The following is a 26,217-nucleotide window of genomic DNA, read 5'->3' on the forward strand; positions in this document are numbered from 1 at the left end:
TCACAAAACTCGCGATGGACAAATCCGTCCCATGGTGCTTCATCGCGGCGCCATGCTGAAACGTATCTACGACTGGTGCATCGACGCCGCCCACAAGCCCTACGCGCTCTGGATCATGGGAGCCGTGGCTTTCGCAGAAAGCTCCTTCTTTCCGGTCCCGCCGGATGTGATGCTGGTCCCGATGTCGCTGGCGCGCCCGCAGCGCGCCTGGGTCTATGCCGCGATCTGCACCGTCACCTCGGTGCTCGGCGGCCTGCTCGGCTACGCCATCGGCGCGCTGCTGTTCGACTCGGTCGGCCACTGGCTGATTCAGGTCTATGGCCTCGGCGACAAGGTCGATGCCTTCCGCGCCTCCTATGCCGAGTGGGGCGCGGTGATCATCCTGCTCAAGGGCCTGACGCCGATCCCCTACAAGCTCGTCACTATCACCTCGGGCTTTGCCGGCTACAATATCGTCCTGTTCATCCTGTGCTCGATCATCGCGCGCGGCGGCCGTTTCTTCATCGTCGCGATCCTGCTCAACCGCTATGGCGACTGGATCCGCGTCAGGATCGAGAAGCATCTCGGGCTCTGGGTGACGATCGGCGCCATAGTGCTGGTGCTCGGCTTCGTCGTCGCGGTCAAGCTGATCTAGAGAATGATCCGGATCCGAAGGGCCGCGTCAGCGCGACGTGTGAAGCGGTTCTCCGCAAAGATCATGTTCGCTCGATAACCCCGCGCTTTGCCGCTGCGCCGGGTTCAGCTACGGTTGCCGTCATGATGGTTCGATCCGGCAATCCGGTCCTCCGACCGGGGACGCTGATATTTGCAGTGCTTTCGCTCCTGCTCGGTGCCGGCGGCACCGGCTGGCCGCAATCCGCGCCGCCGGCGCTCGGCTTGCAGGAGCAGGGACCGCAGACCGCGCCGCTGCCCTCGACATCAGCACCTTCATCGCCGCCGGCGCGCGAGGAAAATCCTGGGCTGATCAACGAAATGGGCAAGCTGTTCGACAAGCTGCCCTCGATCCTGCCGCCGATCAAAAGCCCGAGCGAGACCATGAACGATCTGTCGCGGCTGGCGACGCCGTCGGCGATGGTGTCGGGGCGCATGGCTTGCCCCGCCTCGTCGAATGGCGCGCCCGACTGCAAGCAAGCCGCCGACCAGCTCTGCCAGAGCAAGGGCTACAAGGAAGGCAAGAGCCTGAACGCCGATTCCGCGGAAAAATGCTCGGCCAAGGTTCTGATCCCGGGCCGGCAACGCAAACCGGATGACTGCCGCACCGATACCTTCGTCACCAGCGCGCTGTGCCAGAACTGAGGACGTAGCGCCAGCAAAGGAGCGCCCATGAGCCGTACGGAGCAGGACTTCCTCGGACAGCGGGAGATCGCCGACGACATCTATTACGGTGTCCAGACCATCCGCGGGAAGGAGAACTTCCACATCACCGGCATTCCGATGAACCAGGAGCCTTACTTCGTGAAGGCGCTCGGTTACGTCAAGAAGGCTGCCGCGATGGCCAACCGCGACCTCGGCGCGGTCGATGCGAAAGTTGCGGATGCGATCATCCAGGGCTGCGACCGCGTCATCGCCGGCGACATGATGGATCAGTTCGTTACCGACTTCATCCAGGGCGGCGCCGGCACCTCCACCAACATGAACGCCAACGAGGTGATCGCCAATCTCGCGCTGGAATCGCTCGGCTTCAGCAAGGGCGACTACCAGCATGTCAGCCCGAACGACCATGTCAATTACGGCCAGTCGACCAACGACACCTATCCGACCGCGTTCCGGCTGGCGCTGATCCTGCGGCTCGAGAGCTACATGACGGCGCTGCGCCAGCTCCAGGAGGCCTTCTTCACCAAGGGCCGCGAGTTCGAGCGCGTGCTGAAGATGGGGCGCACGCATCTTCAGGACGCCGTGCCGATGTCGCTTGGCGCCGAATTCCGCGGCTGGGGCACCACGATCGGCGAGGAGGTCGACCGCATCTCCGAGGCGCGCGCGCTGCTGCGCGAGATCAATCTCGGCGCCACCGCGATCGGCACCTCCGTCACCGCGGCTGTAGGCTATCCAAAACTTGCGGTCCGGCATCTGAGTGCGCTGACCGGCGTCGACTTCATCCTCGCCGGCGATCTCGTCGAGGCGACCTCGGACACCGGCGCCTATGTGCAGCTCTCCGGGGTGCTCAAGCGCACGGCGAGCAAGCTGACGAAAATCTGCAACGACATCCGCCTGCTGGCCTCGGGCCCGCGCGCCGGCTTCAACGAGATCAACCTGCCGCAGCTCCAGCCGGGCTCGTCGATCATGCCGGGCAAGGTCAATCCTGTCATCCCCGAGGTCGTCAACCAGACCAGCTTCCTCGTCATCGGCCTCGACACCACGGTGACGCTCGCCGCTTCCGCAGGCCAGCTTCAGCTCAACGTGATGGAGCCGGTGATCTCGTTCGCGCTGTTCTTCTCGATCCGTACCATGGAGCGCGCGGTCAACAGCCTGCGTGAGAACTGCGTCGTCGGCATCACCGCCAACGAGGAGCACACCCGCAACATGGTGCTGAACTCGCTCGGCATCGTCACGGTGCTGAAGCCGCTGCTCGGCTACAAGCAATGCGCCGAGATCGCGCGCGAGGGTTACAAGAGCGGCAAGTCGCTGCACCAGATCGTGGTGGTCGAGCGCAAGCTGCTGACGCAGGAGAAATGGGACGAGATGTTCTCGTTCGAGCGGCTGATCAATCCGGATCTGATTGGGTAGCTGTTTGCTATCCGCAGCTCTCGCCTCGTCATTGCGAGGAGCGCTTGCGACGAAGCAATCCAGATTGGTTCCGCGGAGACCGTCTGGATTGCTTCGCTGCGCTCGCAATGACGGAGAAGACGGAAAGGTAGGAATTCCGCATGTTGGAATTGCGGTAACGGCATCCGCCACGGCGTCAAAACGCAATACTTGACAGTGGAAAGATTGCCTTGTTGGTATGGCCTCCAGCTTTCGGTTTGCTCGCCACCAAAGGATCGTTTCGCCTATGTCCATGCCCGCCTTGTTCAAGGGACGCCTGTCGATCCCCGTGATCGGTTCGCCGCTCTTCATCATCTCGGTGCCCGATCTCGTGATCGCGCAGTGCAAGGCCGGTGTGGTCGGCTCGTTTCCGTCGCTGAACGCGCGGCCGCCGGAGCTGCTCGACGAATGGTTGGCGCGGATCACCGAAGAGCTCGCGGCCTATGACCGCGCCCATCCCGACAAGCCGTCGGCGCCGTTCGCGGTGAACCAGATCGTGCACAAGTCGAACAACCGGCTCGATCACGACATGCAGCTCTGCGCCAAGTACAAGGTGCCGATGATCATCTCGTCGCTTGGCGCGCGCGAGGAGCTCAATCAAGCGGTCCACGGCTGGGGCGGCATCGTCTTCCACGACGTGATCAACCAGAAGTTCGCCCACAAGGCGATCGAGAAGGGCGCCGATGGCCTGATCCTGGTTGCGGCGGGCGCCGGCGGCCATGCCGGAACGATCTCGCCGCTGGCCTTCGTTGCAGAAACGCGAAAATGGTTCGACGGCCCGATCGCGCTGTCGGGCGCGATCGGCAACGGCAAGGCGATCCGCGCCGCGCGCATCCTCGGCGCAGACTTCGCCTATATCGGCTCGGCGTTCATTGCGACCAAGGAAGCCAACGCGGTCGAGAAATACAAGGAAATGATCGCGGGCTCGACGGCCGACGACATCGTCTACTCCAACCTCTTCACCGGCGTGCACGGCAACTATCTGAAGCCTTCGATCCTCGCGGCCGGCATGGATCCGGAAAACCTCCCGACGTCCGATCCGTCCAAGATGAACTTCGGCACGGATGCCTCCGGCGAGCGCGCCAAGCCGAAGGCCTGGAAGGAGATCTGGGGTTCGGGCCAAGGCATCGGCAGCGTCGACGGCATCATCCCCGCTGCCGATCTGATCGCGCGCTTCAAGAAGGAATATGACGAAGCGATCGATCCGCCGCTCTAACCGCTAGTCCCGGACGCGCTGCAGCGTGCCAAAAGCGCGTTCACGCGCGTCTTCGACGCGCTATGGCTGCCGCGCAGAGCCGGGACCCATCGCTGCAGCACATCGACCCCGGCTCTGCACCGCTTACGCGCTGCGCTGCGTCCGGGGAACGCCAGCCGAGATATCGTGCAAACATGACCGCCATCTTTCGCGTCGACTGCAACAACGTCGACACCAGCCCCAATGCCGCGGGCCCGTGGGACCGGCGCATGCAGCACGGCTCGGCGCCGTCTGCGCTGGTGACGTGGGCGGCCGAACGCATTCCGACGCCGGTGCCGATGAATGTTGCGCGCGTCACCATCGACTTGATGCGCCCGGTGCCGGTGGCGCCGCTCACGATCGAGAGCGAGGTTTTGCGCGAGGGGCGCAAGATCCAGCTCTGCGAGATCAAGTTGTTCGCCGACGGTGTTCAGGTCGTCGGTGCCACCGTGCTCAAGATCAAGCGGCAATCGCAGCCGTTGCCGGACGACGTCAAGGAGTTGCCGGTCACGCTGCCGTCGCCCGAGGACTCGCTGGTCGAGGACGGCCATGGCGCGACCAGTCCGTTCGCAGGCATGGTCTCGATGCGCGCCGCGCGCGGCCGCTTCGGCCAGGCCGTGGCCGGCGCGATCTGGTTTCGCCTCGACCATCCGCTGGTCGAAGGCGAAGCGGTCTCGCAGGCGATGCGCGCCGTGGTCGCCGCCGACTTTTCCAACGGCACCGCCTCGACGCTCGACTTCCGCGCCTGGACCTACATCAATGCCGACCTCACCGTGAACCTGTCGCGCCAGCCGGTCGGCGAGTGGATCTTGCTCGACGGTGAATCCTGGATCGGCCCCGACGGCGCCGGCCTCGCGATGTCGCGGCTCGCGGATCGTCACGGCTATTTCGGCCGCGCGGTGCAGAGTCTGGTGATCGAAAAGCGGTAAGCGTGACGGCAAGCGCCGTGAGCGCTCCTTTGAGCCGATGGAACGGCAGACTTCCGCCGCCGCGGAAGGGATGCCCTGGTCGCGAACCTCTTCTTGTCCGGAGGTCTCTGTTCGACGCCAGCGTCCTGCCAGTTCAGCTGCCGTAGACGATCTTGATCTCCCACAGCAGGACGATGATAGCCGTGATCAAGGTGATCGCGGCCAACGCACTTTCCAAGGAAGCGACTCTCATTTGATACTCCGCTTCCCAGCCCCGTCAGCGGTCTAGTTGATTCGTTGATTCGCCTGCAATTGCGCGGAGGGCGTGCCTGAAAAGTCCCTTCCGAGCTGTTGTTCGCGGGTCACAGCGCCCCGTAGAACCCCGGGGTCCGGCCGCGGGAATCCGTGCGGTGCTGCCTGCCACAAGTTGCAGATCGGGATGACTACCCCACCATCCGGTCCCGTCCGCTCCAGAAGCCTGCGCGCAGCACCTTCTTGTCGACCTTGCCGACGCCGGTCATCGGCAGCTGCTTGACGAACCGGATCTGCTTCGGTGCATGTGCCGAGCCTTTTCGCGTCTTCACCAGATTGATCAGCTCGTCCGGATCAGGCTTTGCCCCCTCGCGCGGCACGACGATGGCGGTGACGGCTTCGCCCCATTTCTCGTCGGGAATGCCCACAACCGCGACCATCGCAACATCCGCATGCTGCGACAGCACGTCCTCGACCTCGCGCGGAAAAATGTTGAAGCCGCCGGAGACGATCATGTCCTTCTTGCGGTCGAGGATGAACATGTAGCCGCGCTCGTCCTTGCGCGCGACGTCGCCGGTGTGGACCCAGCCATTCTTCAGCGTCTCGGCGGTGATGTCGGGCCGCTTCCAGTATTCGGCCATGACATGCGGCGCGCGCACGCAGATCTCGCCGGCTTCGCCCGTCTTCACTTCCTGGTCGTTGTCGTCGAGGATCCCGACCTCGCAGGTCGAGATCGGGAAGCCGCAGGACAGGAACAGCTCCGGCGTCCTGGGATCATGATCCGCCTTTCGCAGCACCGAAATCGGATAGCATTCGGTCTGCCCGTAAAGCTGCGAGAACACCGGCCCAATGCGGTCGATGCCCTCGACCAGCCGGCTCGGTGACATCGCGGAAGCGCCGTAGAGCACGAGCTCCAGTGAGGACAGATCGGTCCTGCTCAAGGCGGGATGATCGAGCAGCACATAGATCATGGTCGGCACGAACAGCGTGAAATTGATGCGCTCGCGCGAGATCGTCGCCAGCACCGCCTCGGGATCGAAGCCTTTCAGCATATGCACGGTGCCCCCGCGCATCAGGGTCGGCACCACTTTCGTGCCGGCGACATGGCTGATCGGGGCGACCGCGAGATAGTGCGGGATGTCCGGGATCTCGAAGTCGGCGAGGATCGCGGCAGCACCACCGGCGTTCTCGCGGTGATAGCGCAGCGCGCCCTTGGATTTGCCGGTCGTGCCGCCGGTGTAATTCAGCGTGGCGAGATCGTCGGGGCCGGCGAAGCAATGCGCGCTGGCGTGGCCTTCGATCTCGATCGCCTGCAACAGGTCGACGCCATAGTCGGCGGCTCCCATGGTGAAGACAGCCTTGAGCCGGCTCGCACTCGCGGCAAGCTCGCCGCCGCGATCGCGGAAGGTGGCGGCATCGACCACCAGCATCTCGGCCTCGGAATCCTCGAGCTGGAAGAGCTGGTCTGCCCGCGATCCCAGCGGATGCAGCCAGGTGACGCAGAGCCTGGATAGTTGCGCGGCGACGCCGGCGCACCAGGTGTCGGCACGGTTCGCAGTGAGGAAGGCGACGCGCGCGCCGGGCTGCAAGCCAAGCCGCATGAACACCGCCTGGATGCGTCCGATCAGGTCGATGGTGCCCTGATAGCTCAGCGATCCACCGGGCCAGGCGAAAGCGGTGCGGCCGGGATAGCGCGACAGTGCCCGCAGCGTCTGCGCGCAAGTCGGGGACGATGCGTGGAGCGGATCGGACATATGTTTCCCCGTTGCTTTGTCATCGGCTTTTGACGTGCCAATGTTTGCGCGCAACGCTAGCACAGGGAAGGCGGGATGGAACGACAAAGCCCGCGCAAGGAGGCGTGAGTGGCATCCGATCGACTGCAACACTTCCGTGATCGTCTCGCTTTGCCTCTGATTGCAGCGCCGATGTTTCTGGTGTCGGGCTTCGAGCTCATGGTCGCGGCCTGTCGCAATGGCGTGATCGGCAGCTTCCCCACCGTGAATTGCCGCAGCACGGAACAGCTCGAGGCGTGGTTCGCAGAGATCGAAGCGCGACTGCGGCAACACGAAGATCACACAGGTCGCAAGGCCGCGCCGCTTTGCCCGAACCTGATCGTGCATCGCTCCAACGCGCGGCTGGAGCAGGATCTCGCCGTGCTGCTGCGACACAAGCCGGAGATCGTCATCACCTCTGTTGGGTCGCCCGCGCCGGTGTTGAAGCCGCTGCACGATGCCGGCGCGCTGGTGTTGGTAGACGTGGCCTCGATCCGCCACGCCCAGCGCGCGGCGGAAGCCGGCGCCGACGGGCTCGTGCTGCTCACCGCGGGCGCAGGCGGGCAGACCGGCTGGCTCAATCCGTTCGCGTTCGTCCGCGCGGTGCGCGCGTTCTTTGACGGCGTCATCGTGCTCGCCGGAGGCATCAGCGACGGCCGCGCGCTCCATGCGGCTGGAGTCCTCGGCTGCGATCTCGGCTATATGGGCACGAAATTCATCGCGACGCGCGAGAGCATGGCGGACGAGCGCCACAAGGAGATGCTGGTCGACAGCAACGCCGACGACATCCTGCTTACCACCGCGTTCACGGGGTTGCAGACCAGCATGCTGAAGCCGTCGATCGTGGCTGCGGGCCTTGAACCCGACGATCTGCCGGCGCGTGGCGCGATTGACATCGGCAAGGACATTGACGTCGACGCGCGCGAAAACCGCCCGAAACGCTGGCGCGATATCTGGAGCGGAGGACACGCGACATCGGGCGTGACCGACGTGATGGCGGTCGACGATCTCGTGGCGCGGACCCTCGCCGAATATCGCGATGCGGGCGGGCGGTAGGCGGCATCCTTCCCCTCGCGCGTTTGCGGGAGAGGGAGGGGCCGTCGCTTCCGATCACAGTTAATCGAGCGCGCCTCCGCGGCCCCGTACTTAACGGCAGATTAACCAACGCCCGCCAAGAATCCCCTCACGGCCGCCAATCAGGACCGAGAGGGACAGGCGATGGACTTCGATTTTCTCAATAGCAAGACAGCCGCGACGCTGGACGAGATCCGGGTCCGCGTGGCCCATGCCCTGGCCCGTCATCCGCTGTGCCGCAACGTGCGCTTCGACATCGTCAGCGTCCCCCGCACCCGCCGGGGCGGCAACTGGACGGTGACCCTGCAATCGGTCGAGCCGCGCGCGGTCTGGGAGGCTTCCGAGATCGTCGCCGACATCCAGGATGCCTACGACCTCGCGCTAGCTGCCTGATTTCCCTGAAATTTCAGGGCATGTCGCTGTAGTCCGCGCGATTGCCGTTACGATGGCACCGTTCGGCCTTAATTACCGCCCAGTTTCCGGGCACTGATCACGTGGACTTGACGCCGGGCGCGGAGAGACGTTTGTCGAAAGCCATCACCATCGTCGTGCTGACCTGTTTCCTCGTCCTCGGCGCGGCAACCACTGCCATCCTCGGCCGTGACAGCGTGCCCAGCGTCAGCGCCGAGATGATCACGCAGGCCCCGCCGAAGCCGCTCGCGACCAACCGCGCCGCCAAGGCCGACCGTCTGGTTCCGACGCTGGCGCTGGCTTCGGCCGCGATCGAGCCGGTGCAGGTGCCCGCCGACAGGCTTTCGCAGACCCCGGCGCTGACCGAGCCGCTGCGCCAGGCCTTCGCCGCCGCCACGCCGTCCGACTTCCCGATGCCCAAGGCAAGCGCGCATGATGCGCCGGCCGCCGCAGAGCTTCCTGCCGTCGAAGTCCCGGCCAAGCCGAAGGTCGTCGCCAAGCCGCCGCCGCAGAAATCCTATTCGCTGCTGTCCGAGGCCCAGATCGCGGGCATCAGGGATCGCCTGAAGCTGTCGTCGTCGCAGGAATATTACTGGCCATCGGTCGAGACCGCGTTGCGCAACGTCGTCCGCAAGATCTCGGCAAACAAGCTCTCCAATCCGAACGCGCCGGGCGTGCCGATCGATCCGAATTGCGACGAGGTCCAGCAATTGAAATCGGCCGCAATGCCGCTGCTGTTCCAACTGCGCGACGACCAGAAAGAAGAAGTGCGCAAGCTCGCCCGCATCATCGGGCTGGAGAAGGTCGCGCAGCAGATCTGACGCGCAAGTTCCTCCGGGAACTGCGCCCCGTATCGGGAACATCCGGCAATCGACAAACGTTGCCCGCTCCAAAGAGGGAGTGGATCAATGCGCGCCTCGACAGCCTATTTCGTCGGTGCCGGAACGATTGTCGCGGCCATCGCCACTGGTCTTGGCGGCGGCATCGTCGCCGGCAATATCATGAATCCGGTTTCGTCCAAGCAGGGCCCGGACACGAGCAAGATGGCGCAGCGCGCTGAAGCCGCCAAACCCGCGACGACGAACGCGCCATCCGAGCGTTTGCAATATCTCACCGGCTCGCAAGCCTTCGGCGCCATGATCGCCGCGCCGGCACAGGCCGAAGCCAAATCCGAACCCGCAAGGTCCGACACGCAGGCAAGTCAGGCGAACGCCGAGCCGCCAGCGCCGCAGCCTTCCCAGGCGGCCGCGGCCGAGCCGCCCAAGCCGGCACCAGACGGCGCAAGGCCTGCCGAGCAGCAGGCATCGACAGAGCCGCCATCCTCACCCGACAACGCCTATGCCAAGGCCAGGGATTCCGATGTGAAGCGCGCCGCGTCCGAACGGCGCCGCATGGAGCGCCGCGAGCGCTGGGCCGAGCGCCGGCACTATGACCCCCGCGAGCCGCGTGGCATGCGCGACCGCACCGATTGGGATGACGTCGCGCGCAACATCCGCGAAGATTCCGATGCGCGCGATGTCGCGAGCCCGCCGCGCGGCGGCTTGCCGCAGATCAGGCTGTTCGGGCCCGACGATGATTAGCGCGCATCTCCGCCGTCGCGCACGCGATCGTGAGCGACGGTTCGTTCTGCGGACGCGCTTGCCTCGAATTTCAACTTCCAGACGATCTCCGTTCAATGCATGATTGGCGTGGCTAGCCAAAGGCCGCGTCATGGGCGTAGCGCTGTTAGCTTCGGGTCGCTCCTTCGCGCCGTACGGCGAAGGCGTCACCGCGCCGACGCCGGTTGATAGAGCCGGCATTGCCTGGCTGCTCCATTTTCTCGCGCGACACGCGCGGAATCGCGGCTTCACCGCGCTGCAATTGCCCTCGAAGGCGGACGGCGGGGCGGCCTTCTCGATTGACCTCACTTATCTCGCATTGCAAACCTTTTAGAGGTTTCCATGTCGATACATCTGTTGTGGACGTCCGCGGACAGTCTCATCGTTGCCTTTGCACTCGCATTCATCGTTCCGCAACGGCATGTGCTGCCGCTCATTCTGATGTTCGGCGCTTGCGATGCGCTGGGTTCCGCGCTCGGCGTCACGATGCAGGTCGCGGGCGGGCTCGCAGCGATCCTGTTGATCGCGTGCGGCGCATCGCTGGTGGTACGCTACCCCATCGCGCAACGTCTTCTGAATGCGCCGGGCTGGTTCTATGTGCTGCCACCGCTGCTGGCGATCGACAATCTCGTGTCGCCTACGCCTGATGCGCCGGCCGTTGCCGCACTGTCGAGCGCGATCATGGCCGGGCTCGGCTTTGCCTGCGGATCCGTCGTGTCGCGCGGGTGGCGCGCAGGCTTGCGCGACGTACGACCGCTTGCAGCGGCTTGCCTGATTGCGGCCGGAAGCCTCCTCGCCTACGGAGCCTGACATGGTCGCCTCCGTCACGACCCGCAGCTACGACCGTGCCCGTACCGGTACGAACAATTCCGAGACGGTGCTGACGGCGACCGCCGTCCGCACCAGGGGCATCGTCAAACTCTTCAGCCTTCCGATTCCCGACGATCCCAGGCTCGAGGCGCAGCCGCTGGCGGTCGGCGGCGTGCACACAGCCGACGGCAAGACCCGCGACCTGATCTTCCAGGCCAGCATGGGCAATTGGGTCTATGCATTCGACGCTGTGAGCGGCGAGAAGATCTGGGCGACCAACCTCGGACGTCCCATCGTCGGAACGAGGGCGATCGACGGCCACATGACCAACGTCCATTGGGGCATTCTCTCGACCCCGGTGATCGACGAGGGGGCGGGCATTCTCTATGCCTGCGCCTGGATCAGCGACGACGGCAGCGTCGCCAAGGGGCAGCATTTCCTCGCGGCGCTGCGGATCCGCGACGGCTCGAAGGTGCACGGGCTGCTGAACCTGGAGGGCGCGGTCTACACGCCGCCGAACGGCCTACCGGTGCAGAAATTCATCTCGGCCCAGCGCAAGCAGCGCAGCGCCCTGACGCTGACGCGGAACCACGTGCTGATTCCCTTCGGCACGATCGCCGAGACCTCGAAGACGGCGCGCGGCTGGCTGCTCGCGGTCGATGTCCATGCCTGGCGGCTCGCGACGTCGTGGTGCTCCACCGTCACCGGCTCCGGCGGCGGGCTGTGGCAGAGCGGGGCCGGCCCGGCCCTCGCTCCCGACGGTTCAATCTACGTCATCACCGGCAACGGGGCATTCTCGCCGCAGCATGGCGATTTCGGCGAGAGCATCGTGCGGCTCGCCTTGCACACCGGAAGCCATGCGCATTTCGAAGTCATGTCGTGGTGGGCGCCATGGACCGACGCCAACCGGGTCGGCGCGGCCGCAGACGCAGACGCAGCAACCGCCGACGATGACGACAATGACGAACTGGCGTTGCCGTCGAACGTTTCCCTGCCCTCCGTGATCGCGCATGCAAGGCGCATGGGAATGCCACTGAAGCCGCGGTATGCGCGCGAGATGCCGCATGTCGAGGTCACCTCCGGTCGCAGTGCAACCGATGCGCAGATCGCGCCGGTCGTGGCGCATCACATGGAGGCGATGAACGAGTCGATGTGGGGCGATCAGGATTTCGGTTCCGGCGGTCCGGTCTATGTCGCCTCCGCCCATGCCATTCTGGCCGCGGGCAAGGACGGCATCCTCTATACCGGCAATGCCAATGCGCTCGGCAAGACGCAGCCGGGCGAACTTGTGGCCGGGCATTTCGCGGCGAACTACAACAGGCTTCGCATGCCACCGATCCTGTACACGTATTTCGATCCCGCCGTGCCGCCGGCGCCGGCGTCACCGATGGAGCTGAATCTGTTTCCCGGCGGCGCCACGCGGCATCTGCATGGCACGCCGCTGCTGTTCCAGTCCGCCACCCACGGCACCATGCATTTCGTCGGCGGCGAGAACAGCGCCTTGCGGGCCTGGTCGATTACGGCCGACGGGAGAACGACCTATCTCGCCGGGGGCAACGAGATCGCCTCGCCGCAATCGCCGCGTCCGCCGGGCGGCATGCCCGGCTGGAGCATCACGCTTGCCGCCAACAACGGCACCGATGGCATCATCGTGGCGATGGTGCCCTATCAGGACAGCAACATGATTCTCAGTCCGGGCCGCTTCCTGGTCTACGACGCGCAGAATTTCGCCACCAATCCGGATGGCTCCAAACGGCTCCAGGTGATCTGGGACAGCGAGGACTGGGGGCCGGAGCACGCCTTCATGCATCCCAAGTTCAACCGTCCGATCGTCTGGAAAGGCCGCATCTATCGCCCGACTTATGACGGCCGCATCGACGTCTATGGCCTGACGACCTAGCTGCTGTCCCTCTCCCTTCTTTCCCGGGGAGAGGGTGGCTCGCGGCAGAGAGTCTCTGCTCCGGCTGCGTCGAGGCAGCTCTCATCCGCCTTGCCATTGGCAAGGCACCTTCTCCCACAGAGGGGACGAAGATCACCCGCCGTGCGATTCCACCACCTTGCGGCAGGCGTCCGAGAGCTTTGTCTTGTTCTCGCGCAGGCAGGCATTCATCTGTGGCGGCTTGCCGATATGTTCGGCGCAGAATTTGCCGGCGTCGCCGCGGCAGGCCATCTGCTCCTGCGGCGTCGGACCGGATTGCGCAGCGGCGGGCAGGATGGCGGCAGCGAGCAGCAGCGCGGCAAGGACTGAAGTCTTCATGAAACACCTCTTTGGGATTGTGGCGGGTCCCGCTGGGATCGGGTGAGCCGGACCATCTCGCGGAGGGCCGTTGCCGGTCCATGCCATGTTCATGGCATCGGCTCGCCCGCCGCACCCCCATCTTCATGGCATGTATCCGCGCGCCGTCTTTTGCCATTCAGGCTGCACGTCGGCTGCGAGACCCGGTGATTGCATCGGGCGCCGAACGGGAAGCAGGAGAGCAAGATGTCGAAAAACGTGGGAGCGCTGAGCGCCGGGCTGACGGTCATGATGCTCGCGGGCGCGGCGATGGTGTCGCTGGGCACGAGCCCGGCGCAGGCGGTGGTCTATTGCAAGACGGTCGGCGTGCCCAAGGGCTGCGTGGTGCGGCCGACCGGGGCGGTCGTGGTCGCGCCGGCCGCCGCGGTCGCGGTGGCGACGCCCGGCGTCGGCGCGCCCGGTGTCGGCGTTCGTGCGGGGACGCCGATGAATCGCGGAGGCCCGGTCAATCGCGTCGGCGTGCGCTGACGATCTCGTTTGATTGAGTTGATTGCATCGCTTCGGGCGAAAGGATGATTTGCGGACGAACCCCCCGTCCTCCGCATCACGATAATCCGGCCCGTTCCCTCTCTCCGTGCGTCCCACACGTTCGGGGAGGGGGGCTTTTCAGCCGGTGGCGGCGGCGTCGCTATCCGGAAAGGTTTTCGGCAGTTGCAGCCGTACGCGCGTACCCGAGGAATCCGAGGCCAGATCCAGCACCGCGCCGCAGCGCGCGGCGCGGCTTCGCATGTTGCGCAGCCCCCGCGCAGTCTGGCCAGCACTGCCAGCTTCGCCGTTGCCGGACAGGGCAAAGCCCTTGCCGTCGTCCGCGACGCTGATCATGCCCCGCGGTCCTTGGCCGTTCTCTCGGCCGTTCTCTTGGCCATCTCCTTGGCCATCGTCGAGCGTCTCGATGGTAACAACGATATGGCGCGCCTGCGCGTGCTTGACCGCGTTGGTCACGGCCTCGTCGAGGATGCGCACGATCTGGATGACGTGCCATGGCCGCAGCTCAGGATGCAGCGGCAGGCCCTGCGGCGTCGCCACGTGCCATCCGAGGGCGACGTCGTGCGGCCGCAACTGTGCCGCCGCGCGCTCGCGCCAGGAGCCGAGCGCAAGCATCAGGTCGCCGCCGATGTCGTCCATGGAATCGATGACGAGGCGCAGATCCTTCAGCGCGGCGCGCGCGGCGTCCGTGATGCCTGAGCTCTCGTGTCCACGCTCGGAGAGCGCGACGATGCTGACGAGCTGGCCGCCGAGGCCGTCATGCAGGTCGCGCATCAGCCGCGTGCGCTCGTTGGCGAGTGCAGCCGCCCGCGCACGTTCCTCCTCGCGCGCAAAGCTCGCCTTCAGCCGCTCCTCCGCCTCGCGCACGCGCGTCACGAGCTGGCTGGCAAAACTGTCGACCTGGTTCAGGGCGCGGGCGAAGCGCCAGGTCAGCCCGGCGCCGATCGCGACCAGCATCGCCGAATAGGACAGGCGCGAGACGAAGATGCGCTCGTTGGTCATGATCTCGAACACCGACAGCATGTCGTGGACCCAGCAGGTCAGCACGATGGTCACTGCGCAGCCGAGCGTGAAGCTCGCGGCGTCCTGCCTCCGCACCACCTGTGCCGCCGTGATGCTGGCCATCAGCAGCAGACAGACGCCGACCATGGGAATGCCGAGGACCAGGAAGAGAATGCGCGGTAGCGGCGGGCCGCCCACCAGTCCGACCGCGAACACCACGATGCCCGGCACGAACAGCAGGGCGCCATAGCGCGGCCAGCGCCAACCGAAGAACAGCAGGGCGAAGACGACGATCAGCGCGCTCTCGGTCGGCGCCGATGCCAGCAGCACCGCGGCAAGCCGCGATGTCGTGGCCGGCGGCACCGGCGGCGGCACGAACGCCTGCACCACGCCGAGCACCATCGCCACCGCCAGCACGCCATAGACCGGCTCGCGCCGCCGCATCAGCCACATGATGGCGAGGATGACGGCGAGGATCGATTGCCAGGCGGAGAACACCACGGGCAGCGTGACGAACAGCAATGTGCGTGTCTCGTAGGACGGACGCAGGGCAGCATCCGGCCCGACATAGACGGTGTCGAGAAAGCCCTTCAGCGGCCCCCAAACGAACAGCCGCACCGCGATCTCGTTGTCGCCGTCATGCAGCAGCGAGGCGGGGATGAGCGCGATCTGTGGCGTGTTGCGGTCCGGCCGGTTGGCGTTGGCATCGCGGCGGGAGTCGAGCACGACGACGCCGTTGACGGCGACCTCCACCGCGTTGCTGAAGCGCGGCAGGAATACGGACCATCCGGCATCGTCGTCTCTGAAAGTGAAGGTGCCGGTGTAGAGCGGAGGATCTGACAGCGAATAGCGCGACGACGTGAAATGCGGCAGCGTCACGGGACGGGTGGCGCCGTCCTCCCGCAGCGAAAATCCGCTGACTGCAAAATCGTCGGGGTCGCTGGGCTGGAGCAGCCGCAGCCCCAGGATGGTGACGATCACGATCAGCGCTTGGAGCAGCAGATAAGGCACGAGGCGCGCCACGATCAGCCGGCGCCGCGGTCGCGCAGGTGCCTTCGCCGCAATCTCGCTCACAGCTTGATCAGGCCCTGCTGCACCGCCTCGAACACCGCTTCGCTACGCGTGTGCACTTCGAGCTTGCGATAGATGTTCTTGATGTGGCCCGGCACGGTCTGCCTGGACAGGCCGAGATGGCTCGCGATCTCGGCGTAGCTGAAACCCTTGGCGATCCCCCAGAGGATGTCGATCTCGCGCGGGGTGAGCCGTGCGGTGTTGAGCACGGGACCCCGCGGCGGCTCGGCCGAACTCGGCGCGGCGCCTTGCGTTCTGCGCACGATGAAACGGGCGATCGAGGCCGAGATCGGCGAATGGCCGGCGACCAGATCGCGCACGGTGGTGGCGATGTCGGTCGGGAAGGCGTCCTTCAGGAGATAGCCGGTGGCGCCGACCGTGATCGCCGAGATCACGCTCTCCTCGTCGCCGAGCGCCGAGATCACCATGATCTCGGTGTCGGGAAAGCGCTGCCGGGTCTCGCGGATCAGCTCGATGCCATGGCCGTCGGGCAGCCGCAGATCGGTCAGCAGCACCCGCGGCGCGCCGCCGTTCAGGGCCTGGCGCGCCTCGCCGAGCGTGGCTGCGCTGCGCACCTTGTAGCCGGCCTTGACCAGCGCATCCTGGAGCCGCCAGCAGGTCGGCGCGTCGTCCTCGACGAGGAGGATGGTGATGGCCTCACCCGTCTCGCCCTGTTCGCTCATGTTCATCGTCCCGCACCGCGTGTCCCCCGCGGCGCGAGGCCAAGTTTAGCCGCGGCGCGAACGCCGCGACACCCATAATCATGGGGGCGTTGTCACTCTTCCGCTTCGTTGTGGCCGGCGCCTACTGCCTTGCCGCAGCCGATGGCGTCGGCAGCGCGGGCAGACGCTGTACCGTGATCCGCGCCGTGCCGCTGTTGTTCTTGTAGTATTGTTCGTCGGGCCCGAAATAGTCGGCGTAATTTGCTGGGGCCAGCCATCGCAGGAAGCCCGGGACGATCTGCACGGCGTCGTTGACGTAGAAGAACAGCTCGCCGGAATCAGGTGCGGTGAATTCAGCCACCATCCGGTCTGCAAGTTTCTGCGTGTCCCAGACCTTGCGTGCCGACTCGTCTGGCGGAAGCGCATCGAATGTACCCATCTTCACGATATCAGCCTTGAGTTTCGTCAGCTTCGCCGCATCGTCCGCGCTCGATTCCTCAGCTTTTTCGATGCGGACGGGATATCTGTTTTTTGGCTCATCCTGAGCATTGTCCTCGGGGAGGGTCGGGTCAATGCGGCGCGGCAGTTCATCTGCCGACATCACGTTCATGGCCTGCAGCGGCTGATCGTTCAGGCCCTTCTCGCCGACGCGTACGACCGGCTGGAACCAGTCCGCGCCGAACAGTCGCCGGGTCGGGAGAGCGAGGTAGTGGTGGTTTTCGTAGGTCTGGAATCCGTTGACGCCGGTCATGATCGTGCGGTCGAACCAGCGTTGGTCGATATCGATCCAGACCCGGTATTTGCGGCCCTTCTCCACGGCGAGCCTGCTGGCCCAGCAGAACTGGTTGACGTTGAAAAGCTCGGTCGCAGCAAGCGCGTTGTCGCCCACCGGCTTGGCTGGCGGAATGTCTAACGCGACGTTCGCTCCATTTTTCTTCGCCTCCGCGGCTCTTGTTTCCGGGGTTTCGCAAACCTGTCCGGTCGCGACGCGCCAGGTGAAGAAGCTGCTCGAGGCGATCAGCAAGGCCGCGGCGTAGATGACGACGATGGAGACGATGGGAAAGATGATCTTGGTGAACGGAAAGCTCATCCACCACGCACTTCGCTGCATCAAACCGCCGAACCTGAACAACAAACTCATCCGGCTGAGGTTTTTTGCGCTCGCCTTCCGTTCCGGCCGGTACCAGGCGAGCCGCGCGCGCTCCTGGATGCCATCACGCAGCGAGGCGTTGATGCTCCAAACCCACCACGTGACCAGCACGACGAGTGAGGTCGCGACGGGATAATAGAGTGCGATATTGAGCCATGGCCCCGCATAGGAGGGCAACATGTTCTTGAGCAGGTTCGCGATGGAGCCGAGCACGGCGCTGAAACCCCAGTCGATGTTGCTGACAAAATCGCGCAGGCTCTTGCCGGATGTATCTATGATCTTGCGGGCGATCCACGGCCAGGCGACAATGATGGCCGTCATGATCAGGAGCGAGAAATAGGCCACGCGTCGCCACCACACGGCGCCGCGCGCCAGATTCGCCATGTCCGCGTCTGGCGCTTTCATTCCAGTGAAGGCGTCGGATTCCTCCTTGCTTATCGGGCGCCTCGCTTTCTTCACGTAGGCGTCATGCATGGCTTGGTGCGCGCCGTCATTGGTGAGCTCCCTGATGCTTCCGTCGGGCATCAGCACCCGCGCGTTCGCCGGCAGCATGATCGGCGCATAATCGTCGCATCCGAACAGCATTCGTTCGACCACGGCGAAGTGAACGACCGGTTTGCCGCCGTTCACATCGCCTTCGAGGACCGGCCGCGGACCGTAGCGGTAAAGCACGGCGGCGCCGCTGCGTGAATCGTGCTTTGGCCCGATCGCCGATTGATACTCGCGGAAACGCTCGATCGTGCCCTTCTGGAAGCGCAATTGGCCACCGAGCTGTTCGGCCATCCAGACCAGCGGAACGAAGGAGAGGGTGGAATCCGGGTAACCGCCGCCAATGTCGGAATGGACGCCCGCGAACCACACCTCCTTGACAGTCTGGTCATTCGCCAGACGGCTCTGGTCGATCCGCAGCGGATGAAAGGTGGTGCGCTCGTCGTCAAGCGCGAGCGCGTGACAGATGTGCTTCGCCTTGCGCGAAGGCCGGTGATTGCGGAACGAAATCGGCCAAATTGCCCAGTCGATCGCGACGCGCAGCTCCTCGATCGGTACGCCGAAAGCCTCGACCGTGTCGAACAGCCCGAGGAATTCGATCTCGACGTTCTTGCGGCCGGCCATGGCCTTGCGGACCGTGCAATAGGAGCGGTGCCTGCAGACGAAATGGTAGATGATGAGCAGCAGGTCGCGAATCCAGCGCGCAATCCAGATCGTCGGCAGGCTGCGATAGCCCACCGATTCCTTGCGGTATTCCCGCCATGCGGACATGGCGTTGCGCTCCATCTCGGCATGCGAGACCGGCTCGCCCTCGATCTCCGCCGGCACCAATCCCTGGCTCGCGATCAGCGCCGCCAGCGTTCGCGCGGTGAAGGCGCCGCGGCTGAAGCCGAAGATGTAGATCTCGTCGTCCTCGCGCCAGTTCCAGCACAGGAAGCGGTAGAGCTTGCGGACGTTGGAGGGAACGCCGATACCGGTGGCGCCGTCGATGGCTGCGAGCGGCGCCCAGCCGGCGGTGCCGACGCCCTTGATGTAGTGGGCGATCTGGTCCGGCTGGGTGTGGTCGAGCGCTTCATAGAGCCGCCAGACGCTGGATTCCTGGGCGGTGAACGCGTTGCCCGTGCCGTCGGCGAACAGCACCAGCTTGCGCTTCGACAGGGTGGTGGCTGTCGTCTCGCCGGCGCTTGCATCGTCATGCGTGTGCTTGGGTCTGGCAGAATTACCATTCTGCGCGCCATCATGCTGGGTCATGGGGCCCCTCTGGCAATCGACGGTGAAGCACTTCAGGCTGAAGCCGTTCAGCACTCCACGATTTCAATCAATGGTTGCGTCATGAAAAGCAGGTGCATTCTGTGCATAGTCCCGTTGAGGTAGCAAGCGGGATCGCGCCGCCGCGCCACCAGGATTCGCGCAACCGCGGGGCTACGGGATTTCCACCTTCGGCGGCGGATAGCGGCGCGCCAGCGCCGACAGCGGCAGGTGCCGTTCGCCTTCCGGCAGCTCCAGAAAGGCCAGCACTTGCGGCCGCTTCCAGTCACCGATGCCGAAATCCATCGCCGTCCATTTCTGCGGCTCGGGGCCTTCGAGGCCCCGGACCCAGACGAAATAGCGGGGGAGGTCGTCGGCATCCGCTTCCGTCGTGCGTCTCCTGGCCATCAAAGCTGCTCACTGCATCACCATTTCGTTGCGATAGGATATAGGTATCGGCTCGCTGAAGTCGAACTCCCGGCTGCGGGTCCTGTGAGGCTGGACCGGTTGGTTAATGTGCAGGTCTGAAGATATGAACGAAGCGACGAGCGATGGCTGGGGTGCCGCCACGGACGTCACGAAAAAGCTGACCGGCTCGTGGTCCTTCAACCGTGTCATCGAAGGCCAGGCTACGATGCAGGGTATCGCGATCTTCACGCCCCTGGACGGGGGCGGCTGGCCTATCGCGAGCAGGGATATCTGAAGCTCGCGAACGGCACCATTGTGCAGGCCGAACGCGAATACGTCTTCAGCAACAGCGGCGGAGGATTCAAGGTCTTCTTCAGGGAAGATCCGCTGCGGCTGTTTCACGAGATTTCACTGTCCGCATCTTCCGGAGGAGAGCTGAGCGGACGTGCGCGCCATCTTTGCAGGCACGACGACTATCAGTCGGCCTACATGTTTCGGCCGGATGGAACGTTCGTCGTCCGTCATGTCGTGTCGGGTCCACGCAAGGACTACACGATGAACACGACCTACAGGCGTCTCCCGTGATCAAGCCGGGGCGATGGCGGCGGCCGTGCCGTCTCTCACCGCCAGAGCTCACTCTCCGCCACGCGGTTGATGTCGGCGAGCCGGCGGTTGGCGTCGGCGTTCAGGTCGATGCTGGCCACCAGCGTCAGCAGGCGGTGATAGGCGCCGTCGGCGATTTCGACCGGCAGCGGCTCCTCGTCAAAGGCCTCGACATAGCTGCCGACGAGGCCGCTCAACAGGCGGCAAAGACCGCGCTGGGCGGGATCGTCCCGGCCGAGCGTCTCGAGCTTTTGCTGAAATGTCCGGAAGGTGCGCAGGCCGTGGTGCTGTTGCGAAAGCCACGTATGCAGGTCGTTCATGTGAGCTCCTTCGAGTTACAGAAGAAGCTACCGGTTTATACAGGCGGGATGTGACGATTGGAAGGGGAGGGGGAAATTGAGGCTGCTTCGGCGGGACAGCCTTCGCTGTTTCGCATGGATAGACTTGCGCCTGGCTCGCCCAGCCGTAGCTGCGAAGCAGCGAAGGCTGGTGCGCCATTCAGAACAAAGATGCGAACTCGTATGTTATTGAGATATCAATATAATTTCTAGCCCATTAGCCCGTGAATGCTTCTCAACCTCCCGGAATGCATCACGCGGCTAGTTGTTTGAATTACCGTGGAGCTGGAAGGCGGCCGGTTCGGTCCGGGCTAAGCCCTTCCAATCCTGAGGTTTTTTGTGCACTCGTATAAATTGCCCCTTCACGACCGAACCAACCAATGCGATATCGGACGGGTATATTGCCGGAAGCTCGATGGGACCACAGCGTCCTGTGCCGCCTAACCTCGCTTATACTTTGAGGCCGCGACAACGAACACCACGGAACGAGGAGAGGAGGCGTTTCTGTCAAGCATCACCGCAGCCGATCTGGCAGCTGTGCTCTCCGGCGACCCCGAAGCTCTGGATGTTCATCTGTCGCTCGTTGACCGAGATGTCGTCATCGACGGATACCAGGTCAAAATTCACTGTCACTGCCTCACTGTCGACGGCAACGGGCGGGTATGCCAGCGTCACCCATGAAGGGATGCTGAAGCTTTATTGGGGCGAATCTAAAATCTACAAAGATGCGGCCACCGCCATCAAAGACTGTCTGGCCTCGGTTGCGCCTTTCCTGATCGAGCCGGAGCACGAAGACGCTGGACGGGAGCGCGACCTCATTCTCTTGAGCGACAAGGCTGATTTGAGCGATCCGGCGTTGACCGAGGCGCTCAAACGCTACTTCGATAAGATGTCGCCAATGTCCAAACGCGTTAAATATTGCGCTGTCGCCCTCGTGGGCTTTGATGCTGCCTTCTATCCTGGCGACAGAGCTCAAGCTATTGCGGACGAAATGAAAGAAGCGGCGCGGATCGAACTCAAGAAATGGAGCTCAACGATCGGAACGCGCCTGAAGAAAGAAAAACTGGAGCAGGTTGAAGTCGAGCTATTTTGCCTTCCGCTGCCGTCCGCCGAAGACTTCCGGGCCGCGTTCCTAAAGGCGATGGGGCAGACCGTATGAGCCTGAACGATTTGCAAGGCTGGCTCGTTGCTGAAGGTCTGCGCGAGGACCTCGATCAATTGACCCTACATACTGTCGTGGCTGAACTGGACAATATTGTACCGCCCACCGACAAGGCTGCCTCATTCGACTGGCCTCGGCTTTTGCTGGCAGGAAGCATACTCGCGCAGTCGGATCAACGGACCTATCAAGACGCAGCGCTTCGTATCGCCACTGCGGCAATCACGCTCTCCGACAGTGAGGCCATCAAAGATTCCGGCGCGGTTCTCTTAGGAAAGTTATCAAATTTTCGTGCGGTTTCGCTCGCGACCGAACGCGGGTTGCTCACTGCCGACGTTGAGGGACGGCTAGGGATGGCGTTGCGTATCGAAGCGCAGCGCCGCCAGATGGATCAGTCGATTCTAGTCCAATCCAGTGGGCGATGGATTCAGGTCAATGACTTCCAACAGCGTTTCTGGAGCCAGGCTGACAATTACCAATGGCTTTCGGCATCCGCTCCGACAGCATCCGGTAAGACGTTCTTGGTCTTACAATGGCTGATCGACCAAATCCGATCGACCGAGATGCATGTCGCTGTCTATTTGGCGCCGACAAGGGCGCTCGTTGCTGAGATCGAAGCAAATCTGGTCTCACTGCTCGGAGCCCGCAGCGGCATAGAAGTCTCGTCGCTTCCGATACGGGAAAAGCACGACAAAGCCCACGAAGGCGGTTCACGCGCTATCTTTGTGCTGACGCAGGAGCGCATGCACCTGCTGGCTAACGCCATTGGCGGCGCCTTCAAGGTCGACCTGCTCGTTGTCGACGAGGCACATAAGATCGGGGACAATCAACGCGGCGTCATCCTTCAGGATGCCATAGAGCGCGCCAGTCGCTCCAATCGCACGCTTAAGCTCGTCTTCATCAGTCCTGCCACCCAAAACCCGCAGGAGCTTCTTGCAGACGCTCCGGAAGGAGCTCACACCGCGTCGTTTGAAAGTGACGTTCCAACTGTGCTTCAAAATCTCATCGTGGCCGAGCAGGTGCCGCGTAAGCCAAAACTATGGAAATTGTCGGCACGCAAACACGCGTCCTTGTTGCCGCTTGGTGTGGTCCAGCTCGGCAGCAGCCCGGGCTCGCTAAAGAAAAGGCTGGCATTCATCGCCGCTGCAGCTGGAGAGCGCGGCGGGACACTTGTCTACGCAAATCGCGCCTCCGATTCCGAAGACATCGCCGATCTCATCAGTCAGCTGATACCGGAAGTGCCATCTGACCCTGAATTGCTTGAGCTTGCAGATTTGGCACGCAAAGGCGTTCACCCACGCTACAGGCTCGCGCCGCTGGTCGAGCGCGGCGTAGCCTTTCACTACGGCAATATGCCGTCACTCATCCGCTCGGAGGTCGAGCGGCTGTTCCGCTCAGGCAAGATTCGATTCCTTGTCTGTACCTCGACGCTCATCGAAGGCGTCAATCTGTCTTGCCGAACCATTGTGCTGCGCGGCCCAAGAAAGGGCGTCGGACATCCGATGGAAGCGCACGATTTCTGGAACCTTGCCGGCCGTGCTGGCCGATGGGGTGATGAATTCCAGGGAAACATCATCTGCATCGATCCTCAGGACGCACAGGCTTGGCCTGATGGCGTTCCCGAGCGGGCTCGGTTCCCCATCAAGCGCGAAAGCGACGCCGTGATCGAGCAAGGAGAGAGCCTTGCGGATTATCTGGACCGCCGAGCAACAACTGATTTAGCCGAGTTCGAGGATCCCAACCAATTCGAGCAGGTCGCTTCATATCTGCTCGCTACATTTTTACGGCAGGGATCAATCGCACAATCCAGCCTCGCCAAGCGCCACAATCCGGCGATCATCGAGCGGCTTGAAGCGAGCCTTGCCAATATCGCCGCGCAGATCGCGGTAGGTCCAGATATTGCGGCCCGACATCCGGGCGTTAGCGCCTTGGGCATGCAGCGCCTCCTCGAGGCATTCCGCAATTACAAAGGTGATGTCGAAAATCTATTGCCGGCCGCCGTCGATAGCCAGGATAGCTATGATCGCTTCGTGACGATCATGCGTCGGATCAACCAGTATTTGTTTCCGGCGTTCACGCCAGACGGGATCATTCCACTTCACGCTCTGATCGTCGTGCAATGGCTAAAGGGCTTCTCTCTGTCTCGAATGATCGAGCGGAATATCGACTACCACCGTAGGAACGGCCGGTCATTCAAGCTGCCGGTCCTGATCCGCAGCACGATGGAGATGGTCGAACAAATCGCGCGGTTTCGGGCGCCGAAGTATTTGTCCGCCTATGTCGACGTACTCAATATGCATCTAGCTGCAATAGGACGGGAAGACCTGATCGATGGTGATGTCGATATAGGAACGCAGCTCGAATTCGGCGTTTCTTCACGGACCTTACTGTCGCTGATCGAGCTCGGATTGTCTCCATTGTCTTGCGACGCGATTGATTGTCTTTTCGATTGTCCCAGTAGCTCAATCGCGACAGATGCTTCCAGATTCGTCGGCGTATCGCCAACGATATAGCGCCCGGGCAACCGGATCACGCGGCGCGAACATGGCTGGGTTACTGACTGCCGGCCGGTCATCACTCATTGAACACCAGCCGTCCGCCTTAATGCAGATCTCGACTCGAGCGTCCCTTTGCGCTCGATACGGATTATTTGTCCCACCGTTGTGAGCTTCCGTCCATTTTGCCGCGTCGGAGGCCGTTAACTTGTCTGCATCATTCTCGCACTGCTTTGCGATCTGAATCAGACGGTCGCGGGGAAAAGCATAGTATCTCACGGCATGGGGAAGCAGCGCGAGCGCAATGGCTGCTGCCAACGTGAGCTTGATCAATCTCAGCAAATGGCGCCCCAACCGGCAAACAAAACAGTAGAAGAATGCTCGACAGGCTTCACCTCGGGGCCGCACGCTGCGCCAAGGTATTTCACCGCTTCACAGGCTCAGTCGGTTTCGCGGTATCCCATGGGCGTTTGCCGGACGCGTCACGATCCCATGGGCGCGCAACCGATGCTGATTTCTCTTCCAATACATCTTTAGCGCGTGCGGCCTTGATCTGGTCGCGAATTGACATTTCTGTTGCAGCAGGCGCTTGCTCGGCCGCTCGAACATTAGCACTGGATGACAAGAAGAGGATCGCGCCGACCACCAAGATCTTTTCCATCAATGCCGATAGCACGATCACCCGTTGTTGTCCGATCTATCTTCGACCCCAGCGCGGAGCTAACAACAACGATCGCCTTCCACGCAACGCAGTCGACGCAGTGATAGTCACCCGAAGGCTGCCGTGCAGCTTACGCAGGTGTGCCAGGCTAGACAGCGGACTTTGAGATCCTCGTGCGGGCCGTCGGACCAGCAACCATTTTCTGCCACATCTCTTGTCCTCCATCACCGATCGAGGCTGCACAAGGGGCATCGGTCGCTGGCACATGGAACTCCCGTCTGTCTCCGGAGTGCGTCATGACCCGGTACTATTTCGATCTCGTCGACGATGACGGCCTGTTCCTTGACGAGGAAGGTCTGGAACTTGCTGACTTTCGGGCGGCGCAGGTTGAGGCGGCAAAGTCATTGGCCGACATGGCACGGGATGCGACGTATGAATCTGGCAGTTCTTCAAAGCGCCATATGGCAATTGCGGTACGGGACGACGCCGGTCCCGTGATGCATGTGGGGTTCGAATTTGGCGACGGAGGGCGGCAACAGTGACAGGGCCTATGGGTGCCGGCGTTGCTCCTCGATCCACCTTCGAGCATCCATGAGGTGGCCCCTCGTCGCGCCGCAATAGCGGTCAAGCGTCCGCCTCACGCTTGACTGCGCCGCCTACCTCTTTTTTGCCGACCCGAAATCCGGCTGCCAGGCGACCTCTTTCCGGCTGGGCTGTGCTGCGATCACCTTGGCTTTTTCCTTCTTCGGCTTCTTGGCTTCGCGATTGCCGCGTTGCTGTCCCTTGGCCATGACGTCCATCTCCTGTTGGGGTTCAAGTTCTTTCAGTTCGTCCGACTGCAGGATGCGCCCGCGAGGCGTGCAGACGCGGACATCCATGTAACCGTCGCGCAGCAGCTTTCGCGCGAGCCGCAGTGCAACGATCGCGCTGCCACGGCCGAGATTGGCGCTGCCATATTCGTTGGTCCCCATGACCAGGTAAGGCACGCGCGTTGCCTTAGCCATTGAGGATGGCCGCAGCACACACCAGAAGCAAAAGGAATAACGGAACGATCACCGGCGGGACCATCCATTCCGAGGCGCGAAAACGCGACATCGAGCGCTCCTGCAACTCTGTCGGCGGGAGCGCACGTGACCCTCAGTCACCGGTCGATGCCGTTGAGAAGTGCGGTGATGCGACAACCCTACGCCTGCGAGGCGCCAATAGCGAGTGCTAAAACGCAGTTCGGGCAAGGCTGCACTGCGACGTCAGCGCGCGGCAATGGCGAATGTGCTGGCTATTGCTCAATGACGGGCGCATGGTCGTCGCTGTCGGTCGGTTAGGGCCCCTCTTGCAAAAAGGCAGGCGT

At 63.3% G+C, this 26,217-nt stretch carries 27 protein-coding genes; 17 read left to right on the top strand and 10 right to left on the bottom strand.

What is annotated here, in order from left to right:
* The first annotated feature begins 31 nt into the window (after positions 1–31).
* From BJ6T_RS06695 to BJ6T_RS06715, 5 genes are all read left to right on the top strand, one after another.
* Positions 32–634, top strand: coding sequence for a YqaA family protein (locus BJ6T_RS06695; RefSeq protein WP_014491542.1), 603 nt, complete (start codon positions 32–34; stop codon positions 632–634).
* A 122-nt stretch (positions 635–756) separates the two neighbouring features.
* Positions 757–1,296: a hypothetical protein gene (locus BJ6T_RS06700; RefSeq protein WP_028170125.1), complete on the top strand. Its 540-nt coding sequence runs from the start codon at positions 757–759 to the stop codon at positions 1,294–1,296.
* Between the two features lie 27 nt (positions 1,297–1,323).
* Positions 1,324–2,724: an aspartate ammonia-lyase gene (locus tag BJ6T_RS06705; protein ID WP_014491544.1), complete on the top strand. Its 1,401-nt coding sequence runs from the start codon at positions 1,324–1,326 to the stop codon at positions 2,722–2,724.
* 265 nt (positions 2,725–2,989) lie between these two features.
* The gene (locus tag BJ6T_RS06710; RefSeq protein ID WP_014491545.1) at positions 2,990–3,958 is read left to right on the top strand and encodes an NAD(P)H-dependent flavin oxidoreductase; all 969 of its coding nucleotides are present in this window, start codon (positions 2,990–2,992) and stop codon (positions 3,956–3,958) included.
* Positions 3,959–4,131: 173 nt separating this feature from the next.
* The gene (locus BJ6T_RS06715) at positions 4,132–4,905 is read left to right on the top strand and encodes a thioesterase family protein (RefSeq protein ID WP_014491546.1); all 774 of its coding nucleotides are present in this window, start codon (positions 4,132–4,134) and stop codon (positions 4,903–4,905) included.
* Between the two features lie 422 nt (positions 4,906–5,327).
* Here the strand turns inward: BJ6T_RS06715 and BJ6T_RS06720 are convergent, their stop codons facing one another.
* Positions 5,328–6,890: an AMP-binding protein gene (locus BJ6T_RS06720; protein WP_014491547.1), complete on the bottom strand. Its 1,563-nt coding sequence runs from the start codon at positions 6,888–6,890 to the stop codon at positions 5,328–5,330.
* A 108-nt stretch (positions 6,891–6,998) separates the two neighbouring features.
* On the opposite strand from BJ6T_RS06720, the gene BJ6T_RS06725 reads away from it, so the two are divergent.
* From BJ6T_RS06725 to BJ6T_RS06755, 7 genes are all read left to right on the top strand, one after another.
* Positions 6,999–7,964, top strand: coding sequence for an NAD(P)H-dependent flavin oxidoreductase (locus tag BJ6T_RS06725; protein WP_014491548.1), 966 nt, complete (start codon positions 6,999–7,001; stop codon positions 7,962–7,964).
* A gap of 162 nt (positions 7,965–8,126) precedes the next feature.
* Positions 8,127–8,375, top strand: coding sequence for a hypothetical protein (locus BJ6T_RS06730; protein ID WP_014491549.1), 249 nt, complete (start codon positions 8,127–8,129; stop codon positions 8,373–8,375).
* A 131-nt stretch (positions 8,376–8,506) separates the two neighbouring features.
* The gene (locus tag BJ6T_RS06735) at positions 8,507–9,214 is read left to right on the top strand and encodes a hypothetical protein (protein WP_014491550.1); all 708 of its coding nucleotides are present in this window, start codon (positions 8,507–8,509) and stop codon (positions 9,212–9,214) included.
* Between the two features lie 87 nt (positions 9,215–9,301).
* A complete protein-coding gene (locus tag BJ6T_RS06740; protein ID WP_014491551.1) occupies positions 9,302–9,973 on the top strand; it encodes a hypothetical protein in 672 nt (223 codons plus the stop codon).
* A gap of 130 nt (positions 9,974–10,103) precedes the next feature.
* Positions 10,104–10,325, top strand: a complete 222-nt coding sequence (locus BJ6T_RS06745; RefSeq protein WP_014491552.1) for a hypothetical protein — start codon at positions 10,104–10,106, stop codon at positions 10,323–10,325.
* Positions 10,326–10,333: 8 nt separating this feature from the next.
* A complete protein-coding gene (locus BJ6T_RS06750) occupies positions 10,334–10,801 on the top strand; it encodes a hypothetical protein (RefSeq protein ID WP_014491553.1) in 468 nt (155 codons plus the stop codon).
* A gap of 1 nt (position 10,802) precedes the next feature.
* Positions 10,803–12,701 carry a hypothetical protein gene (locus tag BJ6T_RS06755; RefSeq protein ID WP_014491554.1) on the top strand — a complete coding sequence of 633 codons (1,899 nt, stop codon included), beginning with the start codon at positions 10,803–10,805 and terminating at the stop codon, positions 12,699–12,701.
* Positions 12,702–12,833: 132 nt separating this feature from the next.
* Here BJ6T_RS06755 and BJ6T_RS06760 read toward each other — a convergent pair whose 3' ends face one another.
* A complete protein-coding gene (locus BJ6T_RS06760; RefSeq protein WP_014491555.1) occupies positions 12,834–13,058 on the bottom strand; it encodes a hypothetical protein in 225 nt (74 codons plus the stop codon).
* Between the two features lie 225 nt (positions 13,059–13,283).
* Here BJ6T_RS06760 and BJ6T_RS06765 point away from each other — a divergent pair, with 225 nt between their 5' ends.
* A complete protein-coding gene (locus BJ6T_RS06765; RefSeq protein ID WP_014491556.1) occupies positions 13,284–13,565 on the top strand; it encodes a hypothetical protein in 282 nt (93 codons plus the stop codon).
* Between the two features lie 138 nt (positions 13,566–13,703).
* Here BJ6T_RS06765 and BJ6T_RS06770 read toward each other — a convergent pair whose 3' ends face one another.
* From BJ6T_RS06770 to BJ6T_RS46965, 5 genes are all read right to left on the bottom strand, one after another.
* Positions 13,704–15,659, bottom strand: coding sequence for a sensor histidine kinase (locus BJ6T_RS06770; RefSeq protein WP_014491557.1), 1,956 nt, complete (start codon positions 15,657–15,659; stop codon positions 13,704–13,706).
* Positions 15,656–16,339: a response regulator gene (locus tag BJ6T_RS06775; protein ID WP_028170124.1), complete on the bottom strand. Its 684-nt coding sequence runs from the start codon at positions 16,337–16,339 to the stop codon at positions 15,656–15,658. The genes BJ6T_RS06770 and BJ6T_RS06775 overlap by 4 nt, the downstream gene beginning before the upstream one ends.
* 121 nt (positions 16,340–16,460) lie before the next feature.
* The gene (locus BJ6T_RS06780) at positions 16,461–19,208 is read right to left on the bottom strand and encodes a T6SS phospholipase effector Tle1-like catalytic domain-containing protein (RefSeq protein WP_028170123.1); all 2,748 of its coding nucleotides are present in this window, start codon (positions 19,206–19,208) and stop codon (positions 16,461–16,463) included.
* A 171-nt stretch (positions 19,209–19,379) separates the two neighbouring features.
* Entirely contained in the window at positions 19,380–19,613 is a 234-nt protein-coding gene (locus tag BJ6T_RS06785; RefSeq protein WP_014491560.1) for a hypothetical protein, read from the bottom strand.
* Between the two features lie 9 nt (positions 19,614–19,622).
* Positions 19,623–20,015: a hypothetical protein gene (locus BJ6T_RS46965; RefSeq protein WP_167541692.1), complete on the bottom strand. Its 393-nt coding sequence runs from the start codon at positions 20,013–20,015 to the stop codon at positions 19,623–19,625.
* On the opposite strand from BJ6T_RS46965, the gene BJ6T_RS48140 reads away from it, so the two are divergent.
* Positions 19,929–20,198: a DUF6314 family protein gene (locus tag BJ6T_RS48140; protein WP_014491562.1), complete on the top strand. Its 270-nt coding sequence runs from the start codon at positions 19,929–19,931 to the stop codon at positions 20,196–20,198. The two genes, BJ6T_RS46965 and BJ6T_RS48140, sit on opposite strands and share 87 nt — an antisense overlap.
* 35 nt (positions 20,199–20,233) lie before the next feature.
* On the opposite strand, the gene BJ6T_RS06795 is transcribed toward BJ6T_RS48140, so the two are convergent.
* Positions 20,234–20,536 (bottom strand): hypothetical protein, encoded by a 303-nt coding sequence (locus BJ6T_RS06795; protein ID WP_014491563.1) that lies wholly within the window; start codon positions 20,534–20,536, stop codon positions 20,234–20,236.
* 583 nt (positions 20,537–21,119) lie between these two features.
* On the opposite strand from BJ6T_RS06795, the gene BJ6T_RS06800 reads away from it, so the two are divergent.
* Together BJ6T_RS06800 and BJ6T_RS06805 are read left to right on the top strand one after the other, a co-directional pair.
* Positions 21,120–21,713 carry a HamA C-terminal domain-containing protein gene (locus BJ6T_RS06800; RefSeq protein WP_240537950.1) on the top strand — a complete coding sequence of 198 codons (594 nt, stop codon included), beginning with the start codon at positions 21,120–21,122 and terminating at the stop codon, positions 21,711–21,713.
* Complete coding sequence (locus BJ6T_RS06805; RefSeq protein ID WP_014491566.1) at positions 21,710–24,226, top strand: DEAD/DEAH box helicase; 2,517 nt, start codon at positions 21,710–21,712, stop codon at positions 24,224–24,226. Before BJ6T_RS06800 ends, BJ6T_RS06805 begins: the two co-directional genes overlap by 4 nt.
* A 406-nt stretch (positions 24,227–24,632) precedes the next feature.
* Here BJ6T_RS06805 and BJ6T_RS45255 read toward each other — a convergent pair whose 3' ends face one another.
* Positions 24,633–24,890 carry a hypothetical protein gene (locus BJ6T_RS45255; protein ID WP_014491568.1) on the bottom strand — a complete coding sequence of 86 codons (258 nt, stop codon included), beginning with the start codon at positions 24,888–24,890 and terminating at the stop codon, positions 24,633–24,635.
* A 275-nt stretch (positions 24,891–25,165) separates the two neighbouring features.
* Here BJ6T_RS45255 and BJ6T_RS06810 point away from each other — a divergent pair, with 275 nt between their 5' ends.
* The gene (locus tag BJ6T_RS06810; RefSeq protein ID WP_014491569.1) at positions 25,166–25,411 is read left to right on the top strand and encodes a DUF6894 family protein; all 246 of its coding nucleotides are present in this window, start codon (positions 25,166–25,168) and stop codon (positions 25,409–25,411) included.
* 114 nt (positions 25,412–25,525) lie between these two features.
* Here BJ6T_RS06810 and BJ6T_RS06815 read toward each other — a convergent pair whose 3' ends face one another.
* Positions 25,526–25,873 carry a hypothetical protein gene (locus tag BJ6T_RS06815; protein ID WP_014491570.1) on the bottom strand — a complete coding sequence of 116 codons (348 nt, stop codon included), beginning with the start codon at positions 25,871–25,873 and terminating at the stop codon, positions 25,526–25,528.
* Between the last annotated feature and the right edge of the window lie 344 nt (positions 25,874–26,217).

Source organism: Bradyrhizobium japonicum USDA 6 (assembly GCF_000284375.1).
GTDB classification, from domain to species: domain Bacteria; phylum Pseudomonadota; class Alphaproteobacteria; order Rhizobiales; family Xanthobacteraceae; genus Bradyrhizobium; species Bradyrhizobium japonicum.

Bases quoted from the DNA above. Each gene is read 5' to 3' on its own strand.
- BJ6T_RS06715 (WP_014491546.1), top strand. From the start codon at position 4,132: ATGACCGCCATCTTTCGCGTCGACTGCAACAACGTCGACACCAGCCCC.
- BJ6T_RS06700 (WP_028170125.1), top strand. From the start codon at position 757: ATGATGGTTCGATCCGGCAATCCGGTCCTCCGACCGGGGACGCTGATA.
- BJ6T_RS06795 (WP_014491563.1), bottom strand. From the start codon at position 20,536: ATGAACGACCTGCATACGTGGCTTTCGCAACAGCACCACGGCCTGCGC.
- BJ6T_RS06815 (WP_014491570.1), bottom strand. From the start codon at position 25,873: ATGGCTAAGGCAACGCGCGTGCCTTACCTGGTCATGGGGACCAACGAA.
- BJ6T_RS06775 (WP_028170124.1), bottom strand. From the start codon at position 16,339: ATGAGCGAACAGGGCGAGACGGGTGAGGCCATCACCATCCTCCTCGTC.
- BJ6T_RS06745 (WP_014491552.1), top strand. From the start codon at position 10,104: ATGGGCGTAGCGCTGTTAGCTTCGGGTCGCTCCTTCGCGCCGTACGGC.
- BJ6T_RS06740 (WP_014491551.1), top strand. From the start codon at position 9,302: ATGCGCGCCTCGACAGCCTATTTCGTCGGTGCCGGAACGATTGTCGCG.
- BJ6T_RS06805 (WP_014491566.1), top strand. From the start codon at position 21,710: ATGAGCCTGAACGATTTGCAAGGCTGGCTCGTTGCTGAAGGTCTGCGC.
- BJ6T_RS06760 (WP_014491555.1), bottom strand. From the start codon at position 13,058: ATGAAGACTTCAGTCCTTGCCGCGCTGCTGCTCGCTGCCGCCATCCTG.
- BJ6T_RS06755 (WP_014491554.1), top strand. From the start codon at position 10,803: ATGGTCGCCTCCGTCACGACCCGCAGCTACGACCGTGCCCGTACCGGT.
- BJ6T_RS06785 (WP_014491560.1), bottom strand. From the start codon at position 19,613: ATGGCCAGGAGACGCACGACGGAAGCGGATGCCGACGACCTCCCCCGC.
- BJ6T_RS06810 (WP_014491569.1), top strand. From the start codon at position 25,166: ATGACCCGGTACTATTTCGATCTCGTCGACGATGACGGCCTGTTCCTT.
- BJ6T_RS06765 (WP_014491556.1), top strand. From the start codon at position 13,284: ATGTCGAAAAACGTGGGAGCGCTGAGCGCCGGGCTGACGGTCATGATG.
- BJ6T_RS06730 (WP_014491549.1), top strand. From the start codon at position 8,127: ATGGACTTCGATTTTCTCAATAGCAAGACAGCCGCGACGCTGGACGAG.
- BJ6T_RS06705 (WP_014491544.1), top strand. From the start codon at position 1,324: ATGAGCCGTACGGAGCAGGACTTCCTCGGACAGCGGGAGATCGCCGAC.
- BJ6T_RS06720 (WP_014491547.1), bottom strand. From the start codon at position 6,890: ATGTCCGATCCGCTCCACGCATCGTCCCCGACTTGCGCGCAGACGCTG.
- BJ6T_RS06800 (WP_240537950.1), top strand. From the start codon at position 21,120: ATGTTCATCTGTCGCTCGTTGACCGAGATGTCGTCATCGACGGATACC.
- BJ6T_RS06695 (WP_014491542.1), top strand. From the start codon at position 32: ATGGTGCTTCATCGCGGCGCCATGCTGAAACGTATCTACGACTGGTGC.
- BJ6T_RS06750 (WP_014491553.1), top strand. From the start codon at position 10,334: ATGTCGATACATCTGTTGTGGACGTCCGCGGACAGTCTCATCGTTGCC.
- BJ6T_RS06780 (WP_028170123.1), bottom strand. From the start codon at position 19,208: ATGACCCAGCATGATGGCGCGCAGAATGGTAATTCTGCCAGACCCAAG.
- BJ6T_RS06710 (WP_014491545.1), top strand. From the start codon at position 2,990: ATGTCCATGCCCGCCTTGTTCAAGGGACGCCTGTCGATCCCCGTGATC.